Annotated in this window: 16 protein-coding genes; 6 read left to right on the top strand and 10 right to left on the bottom strand. The window is 51.4% G+C overall.

Features of this window, described 5'->3' with window-relative positions; genetic code table 11:
* Window positions 1-94: 94 nt before the first annotated feature.
* The 3 genes from H924_RS12930 to H924_RS12920 all read right to left on the bottom strand — a co-directional run bounded on the left by H924_RS12930 (window position 95) and on the right by H924_RS12920 (window position 6632).
* On the bottom strand, window positions 95-4429 hold the full coding sequence (locus tag H924_RS12930) for a lamin tail domain-containing protein (RefSeq protein WP_042392801.1): 4335 nt from the start codon (window positions 4427-4429) through the stop codon (window positions 95-97).
* Between the two features lie 470 nt (window positions 4430-4899).
* Window positions 4900-6102: a globin domain-containing protein gene (locus H924_RS12925; RefSeq protein WP_015652407.1), complete on the bottom strand. Its 1203-nt coding sequence runs from the start codon at window positions 6100-6102 to the stop codon at window positions 4900-4902.
* Between the two features lie 47 nt (window positions 6103-6149).
* A complete protein-coding gene (locus tag H924_RS12920; RefSeq protein WP_015652406.1) occupies window positions 6150-6632 on the bottom strand; it encodes an RrF2 family transcriptional regulator in 483 nt (160 codons plus the stop codon).
* Window positions 6633-7653: 1021 nt separating this feature from the next.
* On the opposite strand from H924_RS12920, the gene H924_RS12915 reads away from it, so the two are divergent.
* On the top strand, window positions 7654-9180 hold the full coding sequence (locus H924_RS12915) for a peptide MFS transporter (RefSeq protein WP_015652405.1): 1527 nt from the start codon (window positions 7654-7656) through the stop codon (window positions 9178-9180).
* Between the two features lie 63 nt (window positions 9181-9243).
* Here H924_RS12915 and H924_RS12910 read toward each other — a convergent pair whose 3' ends face one another.
* On the bottom strand, window positions 9244-9996 hold the full coding sequence (locus H924_RS12910) for an SDR family oxidoreductase (protein ID WP_015652404.1): 753 nt from the start codon (window positions 9994-9996) through the stop codon (window positions 9244-9246).
* A 231-nt stretch (window positions 9997-10227) separates the two neighbouring features.
* Between H924_RS12910 and H924_RS14285 the strand changes: the two genes are divergently transcribed.
* Both H924_RS14285 and H924_RS12905 read left to right on the top strand, forming a co-directional pair.
* Window positions 10228-10389, top strand: coding sequence for a hypothetical protein (locus H924_RS14285; RefSeq protein WP_155861972.1), 162 nt, complete (start codon window positions 10228-10230; stop codon window positions 10387-10389).
* 47 nt (window positions 10390-10436) lie between these two features.
* Window positions 10437-10625, top strand: coding sequence for a hypothetical protein (locus tag H924_RS12905; protein ID WP_015652402.1), 189 nt, complete (start codon window positions 10437-10439; stop codon window positions 10623-10625).
* A 111-nt stretch (window positions 10626-10736) separates the two neighbouring features.
* Here H924_RS12905 and H924_RS12900 read toward each other — a convergent pair whose 3' ends face one another.
* Together H924_RS12900 and H924_RS12895 are read right to left on the bottom strand one after the other, a co-directional pair.
* Complete coding sequence (locus tag H924_RS12900) at window positions 10737-11513, bottom strand: DUF1684 domain-containing protein (RefSeq protein WP_029703560.1); 777 nt, start codon at window positions 11511-11513, stop codon at window positions 10737-10739.
* A 151-nt stretch (window positions 11514-11664) separates the two neighbouring features.
* On the bottom strand, window positions 11665-12639 hold the full coding sequence (locus H924_RS12895) for a bile acid:sodium symporter family protein (RefSeq protein WP_015652400.1): 975 nt from the start codon (window positions 12637-12639) through the stop codon (window positions 11665-11667).
* Between the two features lie 482 nt (window positions 12640-13121).
* Between H924_RS12895 and H924_RS12890 the strand changes: the two genes are divergently transcribed.
* Window positions 13122-14207 (top strand): NADH:flavin oxidoreductase/NADH oxidase, encoded by a 1086-nt coding sequence (locus H924_RS12890; RefSeq protein WP_029703556.1) that lies wholly within the window; start codon window positions 13122-13124, stop codon window positions 14205-14207.
* Window positions 14208-14254: 47 nt separating this feature from the next.
* Here the strand turns inward: H924_RS12890 and H924_RS12885 are convergent, their stop codons facing one another.
* From H924_RS12885 to H924_RS12875, 4 genes are all read right to left on the bottom strand, one after another.
* A complete protein-coding gene (locus H924_RS12885; protein WP_015652397.1) occupies window positions 14255-14638 on the bottom strand; it encodes a Rieske (2Fe-2S) protein in 384 nt (127 codons plus the stop codon).
* Between the two features lie 37 nt (window positions 14639-14675).
* A complete protein-coding gene (locus H924_RS13725; protein ID WP_155861971.1) occupies window positions 14676-15386 on the bottom strand; it encodes a hypothetical protein in 711 nt (236 codons plus the stop codon).
* Window positions 15387-15410: 24 nt separating this feature from the next.
* Complete coding sequence (locus tag H924_RS13720) at window positions 15411-16118, bottom strand: hypothetical protein (protein ID WP_155861970.1); 708 nt, start codon at window positions 16116-16118, stop codon at window positions 15411-15413.
* 125 nt (window positions 16119-16243) lie between these two features.
* Window positions 16244-17128, bottom strand: coding sequence for an ABC transporter ATP-binding protein (locus tag H924_RS12875; protein ID WP_015652395.1), 885 nt, complete (start codon window positions 17126-17128; stop codon window positions 16244-16246).
* 191 nt (window positions 17129-17319) lie between these two features.
* On the opposite strand from H924_RS12875, the gene H924_RS12870 reads away from it, so the two are divergent.
* A complete protein-coding gene (locus H924_RS12870) occupies window positions 17320-18117 on the top strand; it encodes a PTS sugar transporter subunit IIA (protein ID WP_015652394.1) in 798 nt (265 codons plus the stop codon).
* Between the two features lie 34 nt (window positions 18118-18151).
* Window positions 18152-19687, top strand: a complete 1536-nt coding sequence (locus H924_RS12865) for a PTS ascorbate transporter subunit IIC (RefSeq protein WP_015652393.1) — start codon at window positions 18152-18154, stop codon at window positions 19685-19687.
* Window positions 19688-19816 lie beyond the last annotated feature (129 nt).

Genomic DNA, 19816 nt, shown 5'->3' with positions numbered 1-19816 from the left:
GCCATGACCCTCTGAACTTAGAGCACGTGAAACATTGAAAAACTCCCGTACCCAAGGCTTACAGACCTTGGGTACGGGAGTTTTGCTGTAGTGCTTAACGTTTGAACGCATTCACCACGTAGTCCCAGATGCCTGGAACAAAAGTGATTACTGCGCCTGCAAGTGCAGCTGCGCCAGCAACGAATCCACCGAGCGCTGCCCAGAACCCGGAATTATTGCCGGAAGAGCTGCCGCTCGAGATATCATTTCCAAGTGCTTCCTCGCCTGCAATGAATGATTGCACGGCCGATACTTCGACACCGCCATAAGGGTCCTCGGTACGCACATACCAACTATGGCGACCTTCTGCGACATCTTTCCAAACGACGGAAGCAATGTCCCCAGAAGGCGTATCAGAGGCAGAACCAATCTCATTGCTAGTCAAAAAGTCAGCACTGAAGGAATCGCTCTTAAGAGTGCGACCCTCTGGCTTAATGCCCAATTGCTCATAGGAGACATCAAAGTCCTGGTACACATTTGGGTTATCCACAGGTCCCATGAGGGAAGCCTCATCAGAGTTATAGTCCTGCAATGATGGCGAGTAGGTGCGCACCATCATCTTTTGTCCCTCGTTATCAAAGTGCATGAGTCGGAGGTAGCCAAGACCACCTTCAGGGAGTCCCTGGTAATCAAAAAGCATGGAGGTGACAGTACGCTCTGGTACCCCGTCGCCATCATCATCAAAGGAATCGGTGCGCTTATAAGCATCGTGATAGTGGCCAGACATGATCATGCGAACATTTGGATTGGTGGCTGCAACTTCATCCAAAATTCGTTGTGGGATTGGACCCAAACCACCAGTTGTAAGCATGAACTCGTGGAGGTTAATGATGGCGACGCGTTCTGGATATTTAGCCAGTACCTCATTCATCCACGCAATAGCATCATCATCAGGAGCCCAGCCCATCGCGACGTTTATGAAATCAACTCCACCCGCAGAGAAGAGATCATAATGGCCACGGTTGTCTTGATAGGATTCGCCATACCAAGGGTTATCGTTATAGCGCTGCTCGCCAAAGTAGCGGCTAAATTCCGTGAAGTCATTTGATTGGTGCCCCACATCATGATTTCCAGCTAGTACTGAATAGGGCATTTCCGCTTCGTCCAAGCGACGATACTCAGGATCGGCAGCTTCCCACTGCGCAGGCTGGTCGAAGTCATCTACAACATCGCCAGTATGGAAGAGGAATTGAATGTTTTTGTTTTCCCGCTGCGCCAAGACGTAATCATGAATGTTCTTTTGGTGCTCGTGGAACTCTTCGTTGTAGTACTGGGTATCAGATTCCCAGGCTAGGGTGAAGTCATACTCAGAGCGCGGAACATCTTCTAGATTGGCTTCCTCAATGGCAGAGTCACGGGTGCTCAAGTCAGCACCAGCAAATCCTTCAGAGTGCTGCACTAAGAGAGTAATGGTGCCATCAACCGCAAAATCTGCAGCGCTTACAGTGCCCTGCAAAGTGAATTCTTCCATGGTCTCACCGGTCCGATGACGATCCAATTCCACCCACGCGCCATCCTTCAAGGCATATAAAATAATCTGCGCCTTGCTGTCGGCGGCACCCGCCCAATTCACGCGCAACTGGGTATCATCAGCGAGCTCGTCGCTCGCATCGACCTCAAAAAGCTGATATGGCAGCGCGCTGTCGGTGGCAACCTCGGCCCCCAGTCCATCTGTGCCCGCAAGCTTTTCGACGTCCTCCCGCGTCAGGTTGACGGCTTCGGAGCGATCCGTCGTCGCAGCATCACTAACGGTTCCTGAAGACATCCGAACTCGTCCGCTATCTAGGGAAGGAGTATCAGCTTCCAAGAATGTCATATCCACGGCATCGCCGTTGGGATCGATAGCTCGGGCGTTAAGAGTAACATCGCCAGCGCTAACTACCTGATTATTGGTAGGTCCGAAGTCACCACTGATGGGGATTTCTTCTGGAGTGGTGAAATTGATAGTTTCTTCGCTGCGGTTTCCTACCTCATCCTCGGCACGTACAACCAAGGTGTGCGATCCCTTTTCGAGGGCGAGGGAACCAGTAGTGAAAGGAAGCTCTACACGTTCGCCGTCGAGAAGCGTTTCAATGTTCTTCAAACCAGCGCCAGCATCGGTGGCGGTGGCGTTAATGTCCACAGTGCCACGTAGTTCTTGACCTTCTGCAACTCCAGTGACATCAAGAATTGGGCCAGTGTTATCTACACGTACCGTGTGCTCTACAAACTGGCCATCAGTTCGGGCCACCCGCACGCGGTGCTCGCCGTCAGAAACCTTGGTGGTGTCCCAAGCATGCGCCACACCGGTAAAAGCATCGGATGGAATCTGGAAGGTGGCATCAACATAGTCGTGTTTACCAGTGCTGTCGCCCATGCTGATCCAAGATTCAGAATCATCGATTCCGATAGGGGTGAGGGTACGACCATCAGGAAGGACCAAACGCAAATTCCGAATCTGGAAGTCATCGTTATTTTCATTGAGATCAATGGCGGGAGCAGCTTTGGTGCCAGCGTAAACGCTCACAGTGAGGGTACCATCAGCATTGATGTGATACAGCGGAACTTCGGTGGAGACGGTCTCCGTGTTAGCGTAGGTGCCCTTATCAAAAATAAGTAGCTCTTCCCCACCGGCAAGGATGCCATTGCGGAAGAACACGTCGGTTTGTGTAACTTCCATCGCAAATGTTGGGGCCGCCGGCAAACTGGAGGTGGCAGCAACAGGGGCGGCGTCGATAAGCATCTCGACCTTATCGCCGAAGTTGTCTGAGGCGCCGATGATATCGGTGGTGCCATTAACCCACTGATTCTCTTCAAGATTGAGGAGTACGGGATCAGTGTTTGCGCCTTCAACGCCCACCTTTATGGGATCGGTGTTGGTGGTGTGGGTGCCATCAGAAATGCTCAGGCTGTATTCGAACCAGGATTTTCCGGTGATATCGGCTGCAGGAAGTTCCCATTTGTACTGCCCTTCAGACACGGTGAGGTTGATATCGCGTGCTGCTTGATCTGCGCTGGACTTTATATGCAGGGTAACAGTGCGTACCTGGGTGTCGTCGGTTACTGCAAAGGAAAAGACAAAAGGTTCTGCCGGGTTGACGCTTTTGATGGTGTTGTCAGTGACTTTGGGAGCGCTGGTATCTGCCACGACAGGCTGCAAAGGATGAGGAATCTGGGACTTATCGGTAGCCCCAGGAGTAGGTGCGCCGTTGCCGAGCAGTTTTTGCTTGCTTAGATCGCTGGGGTCAACGGCATATTGCAAGCCTCTATTAGCAGCTACATCTGAGGCGCCAGCCATGTTGTAATAGCCACGGTTGACGATCTCACCGGTATTGGTTTGGATCTGCATGCCACGTGCGGAACCATTGGCCATACCACCGGATTTGACCTCAACAATGTCCTTGTCTGCGACCAAATTGGTACCGTATTCGGTATTAAAATCAGCCACGGTCAAAGCGTCATTTGAACCATTTTTGATCCAGAAAATCAAGGATTTACCAGGCTCAATAATCGTATCGCTGGGGGTGGCAGCCCATACCGCTGCATTGGTATTGGTGAACTCATCCTGTGGATAAAGATAATTCAGGGTGTAGTCGGAAAAGTCGATAGGTGCTGCGGTGGTATTGCTGATCTCCACGTATTCAAAACCATCTGCTGTTTCGATATTGGTGGAGTTCACCATTAGCTCAGTAAGTATTAAAGGAGCTGCAGAAGTTGGAGAGGTCTGGCTATCAAAGATGGGATCAGTGGAAGCAGGGGGATCTACTGGCTCATCGACTCCACCCGGAAGAAGCTGATCTACAGTGACAATTCCAGGCGTGGGATCAACTTGGGTGTGGATAGCCACAGCTGCTTGCTCACCGGTTCTAGGTAGGGCAAAATCAATGCCCTTTTGTACAGCGGCGCTTCCAGCTGGATAATGCGACCAGCTGGAAACTTCTCCGTTATAAAGAACTCGGATGCCACGATCCCCACCATTGGCTAAGCCTGCCTGGCCAGTTGCGCGGAAAATTCTGATGCTGGAGTCCATGCCATAAAAGTCACGGAAATTCTGGTCACTTAATGCTGCCGTATTCACGGTGCTCGTGCTGTATTCAATCCAAACCACAATGGTCTCGCCCGCCGCTACTGTGACATCGGAGCCCAGGGATAGTGCTTTGTCTTGAGTGGTATCAATGGAATCCGAATAGGAATAGGAAAAGCTATATTCCCCTGCCCCAATGGTGACTGGTTGAGAGCCGGTGTTATGAACTTCAAAAAACTCATAATTGTCATAACTGGTGGTATCAGGCAGGATCTCAGTGACAACAAGGTCATTGGGTACTGGTGCAAGAGCTTCCAGGTCAGTAAGAGCTGCATTTAGCTGTTCTAAATTAATGTCTTGGGCATAGGAAACATGTCCGCTGGCCATAGCAAAGGCTGTGTTAGTAGCCGTAATGGCTATTGCCAAGCGAAGACCATTTCTTCGTGGGTTCACGGTGGATCCTCTTATATTGTTGAGTTTATTGTTTAAGTTTTTGCGTCGGGAGTAAAAGCGCGAGCATGTTAAAAGACCACCGCACCTTTGGGGAAGGCATGGTGGGCATGAAAGAGGTGCTTTGCGCTTATTGATGAATGCGCACTGTCCGACTGCTGAAGGTTAGATTAAGGTCGTTTCATTAACTCTTAATGAACTGTGTGAAAACTGTTTATGCACGTTGCGTTGCTTAAAATTTTCAAATGAGCAAGAATTTGAAAATTGCACGACATAACCATTTTTAATGTTTCACGTGAAACATCGTTTCCTCGCGCGTCTTAGATGGTGACCTGGATGCGGCATGAAAAAATCGCCGATCATGGTGGTTATGATCGGCGATGATGTCCTACTGGGTGGTTTTGAGATTAGCTAACCAGCCAGTCGTTAGGGCTGAAGAGTTCAAAGTGGATGCTTGTAGGGGCAAGCTTGGTGTTCTTTTCTAATTGCTCGCGGATGTCCTGCAGGAAGGTGTTTCCACCGCAGAGGTACCACTGAGCTTCTGCTGGAACCTTGCCTTCTTGGAAGAGCTGGTCCAAGTTGAGTAATTCATCCTGCTCGCGGAAAGTGGCGATGTGGGTGGCTTTGCCACGCTCGGACAGTGCTGCGACAAGATTGTTAGTGTTCTCACGCTGAGCGTATTCAGCTTCGTTTGCATCGGCGTGAAGGACAACAACTTCACGGTCGAGTGGGTTCTGAGTTGCCACCAAGTGGGAAAGCATTCCGGTCATTGGAGTGGAACCGATGCCCTGGCTGACAAGAACGAGTGGTGCTGCATTGTCTTCTAGGACTAGATCGCCAGCTGGCAGGGTTGCGTCTACAACGTCGCTGAGGTCAACGTTTTCCAGAAGGAAGTTGGATACTTCGCCGTCCTTTTGGACTGCAATGGAAAAAGAATTCTCGTCAGTCTTGATGAGGGAATATTGCCGAAGCTGACGAGCACCGTCAGGAAGCGTCACACCAATGGAGGTGTACTGGCCTGGAAGCGCCTTTTCAAAACCTTGGCCGGAGAAGGTGTACTCAGTGACTAGTGGGCTTAGTTGAGTCTTTTCCTTTAGTTCCGCCTTGATAAAGACGTCGCCCGCTGCTACCCCAGCGGAGCTGTAGAGATCATTTTCAAAGCTGATAAGAATGTTGGCCATGAGCCAATAAACCTCATCCCAGGCGCCGGCGATCTCTGGGGTAATAGCCTCGCCGAGCACTTCGACGATGGCTGAGAAAAGGTTGTCGTGGACAATCTGGTACTGGTCTGCGGTGATGCCGAGGGATACGTGCTTGTGGCCAATTCGGGAAAGCATTTCTACTGGATCGGGTGCGTTTTCATCAACAAGCATCGTGGCGAAGGTGGCGATAGAGGCGGCCAACGCCTTCTGCTGCTCGCCGGAACGCTGGTTACCGCGGTTGAAAGTGTCGGCAATTAACTCTGGGTGATTGGCAAACATCGTGCGATAGAAGACCGGGGTGATCTCATTGATGTGTGCGCCAATCACTGGAAGAGTCTGGCGGATGATTTCCACATTCCCCTCAGAGAGCTGAGCGCGGGCAGTGTTGGGAGCTTGCTGAGTAAACATAGGATTCGCTTTCCGTGTTCGGTAGCCCTCATGGGTGAGTCACAAGGCTAGTTATTCCACAAGGTGGGTAGACCTAGAGAAGTAGAGGAACCGTGGGCTTCCTCGGAATTAGGCTGTGCTGCCACACGATTGACGCGAATCAGATCTCCGATGGTGTCTCCATCAAGTTCAGCAAAGAAGGCTTCCCGCGCTGCGGCCAATCGATGGCGCAACTTGCAGTCATGTGCTGCCAAGGGGCACGGCTTTGCACCTTGGCAGTCCACCACTTCCCCGGGGCCTTCAAGTTCTCGGAGGATCTGCCCCACGCTTGCCCCACGGGCCGAGTCTGGCAGATGCACTCCACCGTTTCTTCCACGAATGGAAGTCACCAATTCCATGTCCACTAACTTGGCGACGACGCGCGCAAGATGGTTGTCCGAGGCATTGGTTGCCTTTGCTAATTCTGAGATCGTGAGGCGCTGCCCTGCCGGCAGATCTCCCAAGATCATCATGGACCGAAGTCCAAGATCAGCAAAGGTGGTCAAGTGCATGGTCTCATCCTAAGTTCTAGAAGTTAAAGATGTATATGAAATACACCTTTTATTTAAGTGAATTGGATCACAGCTATTTGGGGTGCAAAAGAAAGCTGAATATCTCAATAGAAGTTTACGGTCTTTGACGTTAGTTGTTGTCCGGTCGTGGGACTATATCGCTGGGCCCATGGGCCAACTTATTAAATGCCCTTAAATGTCTGACCCCGGGTAAATTCCCAGAGGGTTCGGCAAGGATCCCGGTGTGAAATTTTCCGCATTAGTCCCCCACTAGCCCTCACTGCAGCTCTCCGAGCTCATTTTATAACCTCGCTTGAAGAGGCCTAAGGTTACGTAGAGTTTTGTACTGTGAGAACCAAAAAGCCGCCAGGGCTGAACTGGCCCGGACATCCCATGGGAGTAATGGAACAACTACCCTGTCCTCCACTCTCGTAGGCAGGCGGTCGGATAATCGCACCGCCGGACAAACAAGCGGTCACTACTAACGGGTTGAAGATGGGGCTGGACTGAAACCCTTTCTAGAAGGTGCTTGAAAATAACTCTGTTGCTTGGCCGGGGTGACCACTACCTTTAGATGAGATCTTCAAAAGCCAGCTAGTTCGACCGTGAGGCTTTTAAGTCCATTGGATTCACCACTTCAGGTGCAACATAATTCCCATTTGTGACTTATTTTAAGATCAATGATAAATGTAATGGCCTTCACCTGAATATGCATAGTCCCCTCACCCCTGGCACACTCTGGGAATATTGGAGTCGGTCCTTAAAGAGGGTGTTTAATGTACCTCAACAAGCCATTTTTCACCCCTTTGATGGGGTAAATGTGGCTGAAATTCCCACATTCTATCCACAAAACAAAAACCTGCCGAATTAGAAGACGCGCTTTCCGCTCCATCTAAAAGCCTGTGAAAAGCTATTAAGAATGTTTCACGTGAAACATTAAATCGAAATTGAGCTGAGATTGCGCTGTTCAAGCTGGGATTGGGATTGGAATTGTGCTTTATGGTGCGGAATCATTAATCGAATGAATACCGACACAAGCAAAGGTGGTGTGGTACCGGAGCCTACTGAACCTAGTAGTGGTTCTGTAGCTACTGACGCTCACCGCGAGAAACAGTTCTTTGGCCAGCCATGGGGCCTGGCCAACCTCTTCGGCGTGGAAATGTGGGAGCGCTTCAGCTTCTACGGCATGCAGTCCATCCTCGCCTTCTACCTCTACTACTCAGTCACCGAAGGTGGCCTGGGTATGGATCAAACGGCAGCTCTTTCCATCGTGGGTGCCTACGGCGGATTTGTCTACATGACGTCCCTGGTGGCTTCCTTCTTGGCAGACCGTGTATTCGGTTCTGAGAAGACCCTCTTCTACTCCGCCATCGTCGTCATGATTGGCCACCTCGCGCTGGCACTCATCCCGGGCTATGTTGGCCTCTCCATCGGCCTGGTCCTCATCGGCCTAGGTTCCGGTGGCGTTAAGACTGCGGCTCAGGTTGTGCTCGGTCAGCTGTACTCCCACACTGACCCTCGTCGCGATGCAGGTTTCTCCATCTTCTACATGGGTGTCAACATCGGTGGCCTCTTCGGACCACTGATCACCAACGCTATCTGGGGCTGGGGTGGTTTCCACTGGGGCTTCGGTATCGCAGCAGTTGGTATGGCGCTCGGCCTTATCCAGTACGTTGCAATGCGTAAGACCACTATTGGCGCTGCTGGACACGATGTTCCAAACCCACTTCCAAAGAGCCAGTACGCCGCCTGGCTTATCGGCGCTCTCGTCGTTGTGGCCATCGTTGTTGCTTTGGTTGCCACCGGCATTATCAAGCTGGAATGGCTCTCTAACATCACCGCGCTTATCGCTTTGATTGCAGCTATCGGCCTGCTTGCTCAGATGTACACCTCCCCTCTCACCAGCGCTGCCGAGAAGTCTCGCCTGCTGGGCTTCATCCCAATGTTCATTGGTGGTGTGCTCTTCTTCGCGATCTTCCAGACTCAGTTCACTGTTTTGGCTGTGTACTCCGACACTCGTTTGGACCGCAACTTCTTCGGAATTGATCTGCCCCCAGGATTGATCAACTCCTTCAACCCAATCTTTATCATCGTCTTCTCTGGTATCTTCGCCACCTTGTGGACCAAGCTGGGCGCTAAGCAGTGGTCTACCGCAGTGAAGTTCGGTGTGGCAAATATCGTCATCGGTGTTGCCTTGTTCTTCTTCCTGCCTTTCGCAGGCGGCGGAGACAACTCCACTCCAATGGCTTTGATTATCTGGGTCTACTTCCTCTTCACCATCGCCGAGCTCCTGCTCTCCCCGGTTGGCAACTCCCTTGCCACCAAGGTCGCTCCAGCGGCCTTCCAGTCTCGCATGTTCGCAGTGTGGCTGATGGCAGTCTCCATGGGTACTTCCCTCTCCGGCACCCTCGGCGGTTACTACGACCCCACCGACGCTGGCGCTGAGAAGACCTTCTTCATCACCGTTGGTGTTATCACCATCATCATTGGTCTTGTGATCATTGCATCCAAGAACTGGGTCCTGAAGAAGTTTATCGACGTCCGCTAAACAACATTCAAAGCACAAAAAAGTCTGGCTCTTCCATGAAGATCCAGACTTTTTTTATTTGCTTTACCCAGCCACAATCTTGGTCAAAAAGCGCGTCATGCGGTCTGGCGCCAAGGACTTCGCCACATACAAAGCCTTATCCAGCGCAGAAACCCCATAATGAACCTTGCCCCGCGCCCAGCGATTCTTCGGATGCACCGCCGCCCACACGGCCTCCGCAACCTGTTCCGGCGTAATCCGCACTCCTAAACGGCGCGTCGACGCAGCGTCAACCTGCGCCAGCGAAGTCTTCGCCCACAGTGGCCAAATATCAACGACTCGGATGCCATCACGGCGCCACTCCAATTCCAAAGACTCCGTCAAACCCACCACATAAAACTTACTGGCGGAATACACCGCAATATTCGGCTGCCCATAAACTGCCGATGCCGAAGCCATATTCACCAGATGTGCGCCCGGCGTGCGCTTCAAATAGGGGTGCGCCGCGCGGGCACCAAGAGTCACTCCGGCCACGTTTACTGCAATAAGCTTTTCGACGTCGCCTTCCTCGGCTTTGGCAAGAGGCCCATCTATAATGATTCCTGCATTGTTGTCCACCACATCAATGGTTCCGCCAGTAACTGCAGCGAAGTCCGCAAGAGCACTCTCCCACTCCTCGGCTTTAGTGACATCGAGCCGTCCCTTGTGGAGGTTGAGATGTTCATATTCGATGCTCGCAATGTCGTATGCGCCTACTTGCCATCCCTCCAAAAGAAACTTTTCTGCTACTGCACGGCCGATTCCTTGGGCTGCTCCGGAAATAAATATCGATTTCATTGTTCCGCGTCTAGGTGCTTTTAGCTGGGACGATGTAAAAACTAGCAGTCTAACAGTATTTTCATAACCAAGGTTTCTGGGAGTTATCGATGTATTTAAAGAAATGACCAAAAAACACAGCTAGATGATGGTGCTGTGAACTTCACATGAACTCCAGAATTTTTGCATATTGCCTGGTCGCACGCCTTTTGAAGGGCTGTTTTGCTGTTTGCTTGTTTTTTCTTTGAGGTGTTGACTCTTCATTACGGCAACGGAAACGCCGCTGCTGGGGAATCAAAAGATTCTCTCGATTCAAAAGAAAAGGATCCTCATATGGATTACATCGTCAACATCTTCAACACCGTTCTCGACAGCGTTTCTGAGATCTTCTCCGCAGTAGTTCTTTCTTCCTAATTGGAAGAATCCCACCTTAAAACCATTTCTCACAAAGGAGTTTCCACATGTTCGATCAGATCCAGCATTTCACCGAAGTTGCACAGCAGTTCCAGCCTTCCCAGTGGGTTCAGAACTTCAACCCAGTCCCACAGGTTCAGGAATGGTTCCAGCAGGCTGCTCCAGTACAGCAGGCAGCACCTGCACCTCACGAGGCTCCAGCAGCGCAGAACCTCCTCAGCAACCTTTCTTCCTAAGTTAGGCAGGAGGCTTGTCGACACCTCCTCGACCTAAGGTTCACCACTTCATGGTGAGCTTTGGCTGCCAGCTGGGCAATGTTTCACGTGAAACATTGCCCTTTTTTGCTGTCAAAAATCTCCCACCACCCACTTTTCACCAGCTTCAACCTCGAGGTTAAGTCCATTTGCGATGGAAGGGCCGGCACATAAGAAGTGCTCACTAAAAGCGACCGCGGGTAGATAAGCCCGATTAAAGTCCACGACGGTCTCACCATTAATGTCGGGAGCTTCAATATCTAAACATCTAAAGCGAAATACACCTTGAGACGTCGTCTTATCGCTAAAAACCGCTCGCAATCTTTGTCCCACATTGCACACTCTCAAACGGAATTCGCGTCCCTCCTTCTCAAAAACCACCCAACCCACGGTTGGGGTAGGCACTATAAGGCCATCCGCGGCAGTGAGATTAACACTTTCTGCCTGGGGATAAAAGCGTGCTCGTAGCTGCCAATGAGCAGCTGGAGGATAAGTCTCGATGGTCCTAAACCTTGTCTCCGCTGGAGATTGTCGATCATAAACTTCCAGTGCGATTTCTCCGATACGCTCAGCAATGGCGAGGTTAAATGACGTGGTTTGGGCAATTTCCCCGGGCAGGATTTGTAGTGTGCCAGTTGTTGTAAAAGACGGTGGAAGGTGAATTCCCACTACTCCCCCGCCTCGGCGATACCAGCGTCCCGGCAGGTTGGGAAACTCGTGAGCGTTAGACAACGTAGTAGCACTAATCCAGCGGGTGGCAATCAGACTTGTAGGGCCAAGTGGGCTAGATGCCGCCTTAATTCTTTCTTGATGCCATGTGGCCCATGCGTGCTCGTCAAAAGTTAAGGTCTTTTCTCGAATGCTGATCATGGTGCCCTCAATTCCTAAAGTATTTTAGCTTTCCGCAAGGGTAGACCAAGCTGTCTATTTTTAGATATGGTTTTATTCAGGGAACTAAAAAAGCGGTGTTCCCTTCCTTTTGGAGGTGAACACCGCTACTAATTGAATGCTTTGCAACGCTTTAAACTTGAGCTTTTTGCTCCTGAGCGTCCTTGCCATAACGAGCAGCCAGCCAAGCACAGATCATCAACTGTACCTGGTGGAAGATCATCAGGGGCAAGATGAGGAGGCCAATATTGGCGCCACCGAAGATAACTGCCGCCATTGGCAAACCAGTAGCTAGTGATTTCTTGGTGCCACAGAACTGAATAGCAATAGAATCTGCACGGTTAAATCCAATGCGAGTTGCCACAAACATGGTGAACCACAACATCGCACTCACCATTACGGCTGCGAAGACGATAAGGAAGAGGACTTCCCATGGTTGAACGGTAGACCAAACTCCTCCCACCACGCCTGCAGAAAACGCTGAATAAACGACCATGGCAATCGAGCCGCGGTCAACGATTTTGGTGGCCTTCTTAGCTGCAAAGTTCTTTACCCAGCGCCTGCACAGCTGTCCCAAAATGAAGGGCAAAAGCAGTTGGACAGCGATGTCGAGGAAGACCTTTGGATCAACATGTACTCCCCCGCCGGCAGACATGATGAGCATGACCAGCAATGGTGTAATAAACACTCCAACCAGATTGGAAAGTGACGCCGCCACAATCGCACCCGCCACATTTCCCTTGGCGATGGAGGTAAACGCCACCGAGGACTGCACGGTTGAAGGAACGAGCGTCAGGAAGAGGATTCCCTTGTAAATATCATCGGAGATGAAGAATGTAAGCGGCTCGAGGCCGATGCCGATGAGCGGGAAAATGACAAAAGTGATGAGCAAAATGGTGACATGCAAACGCCAATGCTTGAGGCCGTTGAGGGCCTCTTGCGTCGATAGGCGGGCACCATAAAGAAAGAAGAGGACTGCAATGGCGATCTTCACTGCGATATCAAACCATTCAGCAGCGACGCCGCGTACCGGGATGATGATTGCAATGATGACTGCCAGCACAATCAGGACAATGAGGGGGTCTAATCGTTTTAGGCGTGCAAGCATGGGTTTTAGTGTACGGCGCAGGGGTGGCGTGGGGACAGGGTCCAGGTCATTTTAGGGCTCTTTGACCCCTTTTGGGGCGAGATGTTGCGGTTGTTATTCCTGTGCAAGGTAGGCTAGGGTTCAGGTATTAGTTCTTTTATTCGATGGACGCACATTTCGTTCCATTCTTCCGGGTTTGAGAAATAGCAGCCTGCAAACGATTGCGCGCAACTTATGGCCTCCTCGATATTCCAAAACTCCAAAAATTGGTTAGCTCTGCTATTAGGTTTCACAATCATGGGATTACCAGATAGTGGGTTAAGCCCACTAAAAAGTGTCGTTACGCTCCGTGGGGCAGACTTAACGCTCCTCCATACCTAAGTTTTCTTTTTGTCACAGTGTCGATAATCAAACAGGTATGAGTGTACTTTCGAGACGGGACTGGCGGGCCAATTTTCACCCTTTCCGTGCCTATGAAACGAGGGTGAGCTATCGTCGTGATCATGACTTCACTCCTCTCCCCTATCACTCTGCGGTCCCTAGAGATCTCAAATCGAATTTGGCTGGCGCCGATGTGTCAGTATCAAGTTGATAAAAATGACGGTGTTCCTCATGAGTGGCATCTGGTTCATTATGGTGCTCGAGCTGTCGGAGGGTTTGGATTACTCATTGCAGAGTCCACTGGTGTCAGTCCCGAAGGTCGAATCTCCCCCAATTGCACTGGGCTGTGGAATGATGAGCAAGTTGTTGCCTGGAAGAAAATTACAAATTTTGTACATTCTCAGGGAGCAAAAATGGGAGTTCAATTAAATCACGCCGGCCGTAAGGCAAGCACCTATCCTTGGCTCCCTGGCGTCCCCAATGGCACTCAATCGGAGGCAGAAGGTGGATGGCAGACCTTCGCTCCTAGTGCGGTGGCCCAAGAAGGATTGGATACGCCACAAGAATTGACCATTGATGGGATTAAGAAAGTCGTCGCTGATTTTGCTGCTGCAGCACAGCGTGCAGTTGAAGCGGGATTTGATGTCATCGAAATCCACGGTGCGCATGGATACCTTTTGCACCAATTCTTAAGCCCCATCTCCAATAAGCGCACCGACGAATATGGCGGCAGTTTTGAAAACCGCACTCGCCTCTTCCGTGAGGTGGCCACTGCGATTCGAAGCGTCATCCCAGAAGGCATGCCACTGGTTGCTCGCATCTCAGCCACGGATTGGATTGATGATGAACCTTCCTGGGATGGCGATCAAACCGTCAAGCTTGTAGCTGATCTCAAGGAGCTTGGTGTAGATGCTGTCGATATCTCAACCGGCGGTGTGGCAGCAGCTCGCATTCCGGTTGGTCCAAGCTATCAGGTCGAATTTGCGCGACAGGTTAAGCAAGAAGTTGGAATCCCGACTTCTGCCGTGGGCATGATTACTGAGGCTCAGCAAGCGCAGCAGCACCTAGATAATGGCGATGCGGATATCATTACCATTGGTCGCGCGGCTCTAAGGGAGCCTTCTTGGCCGCTAAAGGCAGCTCATCAATTAGGGCTTAAAACTGAAGAGATCCACTACCCTCGTTCCTACTGGCGCGGAGTCTGGTAAATAAAAAGGCAATGTTTCACGTGAAACATTGCCTTTTTATTTGATAGCTAAGACTCGGTGGCGCTGAGTGTGTCTCCATTTTGGGTGAGGGTTGCGGCTTTGAGGCCAGTTTGGGCGGGTCCGGAAACAACAGAGCCGTCAGAAATCTTGAAGACGGAATTGTGGTTTAGGCATTGCACGGTATCGCCGTCAACCTTGGTGATACGACTTCCGGCATGCGGGCAGGTAGCTGAGTAAGCAACATAATGGCCCGCTGTAGGTTGCGCAATGATGACGGTCTCGAGGGCCACAGCGCTGCCCACGGGAACATCCGTGGCAGCAACTTCATTATTGGGGCTGGTGCCACAGGCAGCGAGGAATGCGCCTGCGAAGGTGGTAGCGGTACCCAGGAGGAAGGTACGGCGGCTGCAAGGAAGGGCGGATTCAGTCATAGTCTTAAGTATTCTCCTAAATGTCCGGTAATGCCCCTCATTTGGAAATTTCTCTCAGAGACGATCCCCACAAACCGGCTCCCACCGCTATAACCCCAAAACCTGCGAAGGCAAGCAGAATGGAAAGATCTGTTTGGCTAAAGGGCGATAGTTCAACTGTCTGCTGGCTAAGCCCGAGAACTTGGCCAAAAACGGAAAATACTGTTGCTGCAACAATCGGAAGCCAGGAAAAGTGAATGAGGTGTGGAGCGACGCCAGCGATAAGTACTGCTATCCCAATGAACACCACAACTTGCAGGAAGAGCTTTAGTGAAGCGACGAGGATTAAGGTACTTCCCTGCTCTACCGTCGAGGTTTGTATTTGCAGCGCGACTAAGCCTCCAGCGATAGCGAAGATCGTGCAGCAAGCAAGCGTCGCAAAGCTTATTACTACAGCGCCCTCTAAGGGCGCGTAACGGGCGGTGCCTGCGCTGCGGATCAGATCGACGGTGCCGCGGTGCTCTTCGGTGATGTAGTTGACGATCGGCGCGATGCACGCAATGGTCACCAGTACGGCGCAAAGCTGGAAGGCGTAGGTGATAAAAGCTTGCTGGAGGTCGTCCAAGGGAATGAAGGATTGCAGTGCTTGGCGCGTGGCTTCATCTTCTTGGAGCAGCGGTATGAGGGAATCGATAAGCGGTAAAAAGGTGAGCAACATGAGGCCGACCACCAGCGACCAGGTGATGATACTGCCACGGTGCAGCAGCAAGTTAAGGCTCAGCAGACCGCGGATTTAATGTTGGCGTAGCTGGAGTGTGCGAGGCAAGTGGATGAGATGGGAGTTGAATTCGCACGCGGAATTAAGCCACAACGCAATGCCGGATAGTCCGATGCATGCCAATGTGAAGACAATAATGCTGGCCCAGTTCTCACTGCCAAAAGAATCGATCACTGAACGCCAGCCCAAGGGCGAAACCCAATTTAGGTAATGCGCCCAGGACTGCGTGGAGGTATCGGCAAAAACTCGCACTAGGAAGGCGACGGCAATAACCAGCAGGCCGAGCCGATTGAGGTTATGAGAATTGCCCCACAAACTCTGTGCAATGCTGGCAAGTGCCATCACACCCAACATTGTGAGCGTGATGCTCATGCCATAGCTAATAGACCCCGCGATGGTGAGTTCTGGGGTGAGCAGGAATCTCAAGACGATCAAAATTAGTGCGGAGACCATGCCATTAATGAGAGCCACTACCCCGCCGCTGAGCAGCGCCGCCTTTAAGACTTTGGAGCGACGATGTCCAGTTGATTGGATGAGCTCGCCGGTGCCTTTGAATTCTGCTGCGCGATGCAGCGAGCTGAGCAATAAAACGCTCATTATGGCAGAGAGGATTGTCAACCAGGCGCCCGTCTTCCAATTGGTTAATTGTCCAATATTTCCGGGAGAATGCAGGACTCCATACATGGCTTGCGTGCCCAAATTGTGTTGTACTTCTGCGATCATCTGGGTGCGGTCTGTAAGTTCCGGTTAGTAACTCAAATAGGAGCTAGGAGTGATTGCCAACATTGCCCAAATTCCCAGCAGCCAGCAGATAATGAGAACGCGCTTCAAACGGAGATTAAGGCGAATCATGACTCCCGCCTCTCAAAGTTTTTAAAGAACATTTCCTCCAATGAAGCCGGGGTACTGGTGATGTCTTGGCCACCGGCATCAATAATGATGCGCAAAATATTCGGGACATTTTCCGCTGTGGTGGTAATCCTCAACTGCCCTTTATCAAACTCCACCTTGGGATCCCGGCGCAGCAGGAGTGGAATATCGGCGATGCTGGCACTTATATGGTGGGCAGAGATTTGGCGCAGATAGCTGACCTCGTTGGAGACTACAGCGCGACCCTCTTTGAGTACGGTGACATAATCGCACAAGGCCTCCACCTCGCTGAGGATATGGCTGCTGAGAAAAACAGTTGCGCCTTCATCACGAGCGCGCCGAATTTCACGCATAAACACCTGCTCCATTAAAGGATCCAGCCCGGCGGTGGGCTCATCAAGGATGAGCAGTTCAGGGCGATGCGCCATTGCGGCAATGATGCTTGCTTTACGACGATTTCCGGTGGAGTACTCCCGCACTTTCTTCCTCGGGTCAAAGGCGAATGCTTCGATCAATTCCGCCTCGCGGACTGGATCGTTCTTAATGCCACGCAGCGATTCCATAGCGCGTAGCACTTCCCCACCCCGGAGGTTCTCCCAGAGGGAAACATCTCCAGGAACATAACCCACCTGTTTTAAAACTCGTGGGTTTTTAATGGGGTCTTGTCCCAGCACTTCCACCTGTCCAGCTGTGGGAGTGAGAACACCAATGAGGGTACGGATTGCTGTGGATTTTCCAGAGCCATTGGGCCCGAGGAAACCGTGAATACTGCCTTGAGCAACATCAAAAGAGAGATGATCAAGCGCCACAAAATGACCGAACTTTTTAAAGAGTCCACGAACTTGAATTGCCAGTGTGCTCATACTCCTAATTGAACTCCCCTCGGAGGGGAAAGGATAGAGGTTTGGCGGTGACTAATGAGACTTATTTAGAGGTGCTCAAAAGGCCAATGTTTCACGTGAAACATTGGCCTTTTGTTTGAATGTGAATTTATTGCATGTGGATATGTGTCCGAACCCACTTAAAGAACACCATTGTGAACTAGTCTCAAGCTATGTCTGTATTCAAAGAGCTGCTGACAGCAGAACGCATAGACCTTGATCGAGAGGCCACCGATTGGCGCGACGGTATTCGCGCCGCAGGTGCTCTTCTAGAGAAGACGCACAGCATCGAATCCAGTTATACCGAGGCCATGATCGCCAGCGTGGAAGAAAATGGGCCATATATCGTGGTGGCTCCAGGATTTGCATTCGCACATGCACGGCCCAGCGCAGCTGTACATGAGACAGCAATGTCCTGGGTGCGCTTGGCTAGTCCGGTGAATTTCGGCCACGAGAAAAACGATCCGGTTGATTTGATCGTGGCACTGGCAGCCAAGGACGCTACTGCACACAACCAAGCAATGGCTGCTCTTGCAAAGGCCTTAGGAAAATATCGCAAGGATCTGAATGAAGCTCAGAGCCCTGAAGAAATCCAGGCCATCTTGGAAAAGGCAGCAGCGCCTGCCACAAAGAAAGCGGCAACTTCTCCCTCAGCTGCGGTAAAAACCCCAACGCAGACCAAAACATACGACAAGATTCTCACCGTATGCGGAAATGGATTGGGCACTTCCCTCTTCCTGAAGAACACCCTCGAGCAAGTTTTTGATGTTTGGGGTTGGGGCCCGTATATGACAGTCGAAGCCACCGACACCATTTCAGCCAAGGGCAAAGCCAAAGAAGCTGACTTGATCATGACTTCTGGAGAAATCGCTCGCACTTTGGGAGATGTCGGAATCCCTGTTCATGTGATCAATGACTTCACTAGCACTGATGAAATTGATGCAGCACTCCGTGAACTTTATGACATTTAAGTCGCTTAACTCTCATACATAAGGATTGATAAAAATGGATTGGTTAACCATTCCGCTATTTCTGGTAAATGAAATCCTCGCAGTCCCCGCTTTTCTTATCGGCATCATCACTGCCGTGGGACTGGGTGCGATGGGACGTTCCACCGGTCAAGTCATTGGCGGAGCGATCAAAGCAACTCTTGGATTCCTGCTCATTGGCGCGGGCGCTACCTTGGTCACTACTTCACTAGAGCCAATGGGCGCGATGATTATGGGCGCCACTGGCATGAAGGGTGTTGTGCCAACTAACGAAGCAATCGCCGGAATCGCGCAAGCACAATACGGAGCTCAAGTTGCGTGGTTGATGATTCTTGGCTTCGCCATATCCCTGGTGCTGGCTCGCTTCACAAACCTGCGTTATGTGTTCCTCACCGGACACCATGTGCTTTTCATGGCAACTATGCTCACCATCATTTTGGCTACGGCAGGCTTTGATTCATGGGTTGTGGTCGGCGTTGGCGCTCTCCTGCTCGGCATCCTCATGGTGTCTTTGCCGGCTTTTGCGCACCCATGGACTCGCCGCGTCACCGGTGATGATTCCATTGCAATTGGACACTTTGGTACTGCCGGTTATGTTGCAGCTGGTGCAGTTGGCCGACTTGTTGGAGGAAAGGGAGAGAAATCTAGCCCTTCCACTGAGGAATTGAAAGTTCCGGAAGGCTTACGCTTCCTGCGCGATTCCATGGTATCCACCGCATTGTCCATGGCGATCATGTACATCATTCTCGCGATCTTGTTCATGGTTCGCTCCGGCACCGAAGAAGCCTTTACTGCTTTCCCGAATGGTGCCACAAATGTTGGCAACTACATCATGCAAGCCTTCACCCAAGGTTTGCAGTTCGGTGTTGCCGTAGCGGTTATTCTCTTTGGTGTTCGCACGATCTTGGGTGAACTGGTGCCCGCTTTCCAAGGCATTGCAGCCAAGGTTGTGCCTGGTGCAATTCCAGCTTTGGATGCTCCTATCGTTTTCCCATATGCGCAGAATGCTGTTCTAATCGGTTTTATCTCCTCCTTTGTGGGTGGTTTGTTCGGCCTGGCAGTTTTGGCTTCTTGGCTAAACCCAGCTTTTGGTGTGGCCTTAATTCTCCCCGGTCTGGTGCCTCACTTCTTCACCGGTGGTGCAGCTGGTGTGTATGGCAATGCCACCGGTGGTCGACGCGGAGCAGTCTTCGGTGCATTCGCTAATGGACTCCTAATTACTTTCCTGCCAGCTTTCTTGCTGGGAGTGCTCGGTTCCTTCGGCTCTGAAAACACCACCTTTGGTGACGCTGACTTTGGCTGGTTCGGCATTGCTGTTGGTTCAGCTGCAAAGGTGGAGGGTATCGGAGGCGTGATTCTGCTTCTGATTATCGCTGCCATCGTCCTCGGCGGAGCTATGTTCTTCCAGAAGCGTGCGGTTGAGGGCAATTGGGATCCGGCCCCCAACCGTGAGCGTGCTCTAAAGGCAGAAGCAGCGCCAGCCGTCAGTGCTGGCAATTACCCCAAGATTGCTCCACCCGCAGGAGCCCCTACTCCCCCAGCTCGAGCCTAAACCCCGCCGCAAACCTCCAGCGGCACCCCGCTGGGCGGCGTCGAAAAGCGTAGGAGAATTACAAAAAGGGCAATGTTTCACGTGAAACATTGCCCTTTTTCTGCGCCCTTTTTTGCGCCCTAAATCTGA

The organism is Corynebacterium callunae DSM 20147 (assembly GCF_000344785.1).
Taxonomy (GTDB): Bacteria; Actinomycetota; Actinomycetes; order Mycobacteriales; family Mycobacteriaceae; genus Corynebacterium; species Corynebacterium callunae.
This window is presented reverse-complemented; position numbering and strand designations above follow the sequence as displayed.